The sequence below is a fragment of the Pseudovibrio sp. WM33 genome (assembly GCF_001623165.1).
Taxonomy (GTDB): Bacteria; Pseudomonadota; Alphaproteobacteria; order Rhizobiales; family Stappiaceae; genus Pseudovibrio.
In genome coordinates, this window is sequence record NZ_LMCK01000035.1 from 1 (window position 1) to 413 (window position 413).

A 413-nucleotide genomic window follows, 5' to 3' on the forward strand; every position below is an offset into this window, starting at 1 on the left:
GCCCTGTGTGCCCAGCTCCACCGCATCCACGTTCAGTCTCGGCAGGTTCTTCAATAGTGACCATTGATGGTAAACCTGCTGCCCGCGTCGGTGATGCAATCGGCTGCGGTGGAAGCATCACTTCCGGTTCGCCGATTGTGACAATTGAATAAGGTGCTAGGACTTAGGTAAACATGCTCATTTGTTCGGTGTCTGCAAGAAGGTTTGAGCAGAAGGTTACTAAAAATTCCACGTCAACGTCATGTCAACAACTATACTCAGTTTGAGCTGCATGTGTTCTCTTTCAAAGACGTTGAATGTGTCTGAATGTCGTTTAAGTGCACAAGAGAAATCAGAAAGTTATAGGCTATCTCATTGAAATGTAAGAATAGCTCCTGATCAGCCCCACTTGAGTGGTCCGGTTTGAAAGTTAG

1 protein-coding gene is annotated in these 413 nt (G+C 46.2%); it reads left to right on the top strand.

The features are described from left to right. The first annotated feature begins 5 nt into the window (after positions 1-5). Entirely contained in the window at positions 6-152 is a 147-nt protein-coding gene (locus PsWM33_RS28355; RefSeq protein WP_082826917.1) for a PAAR domain-containing protein, read from the top strand. The last annotated feature ends 261 nt before the right edge of the window (positions 153-413 follow it).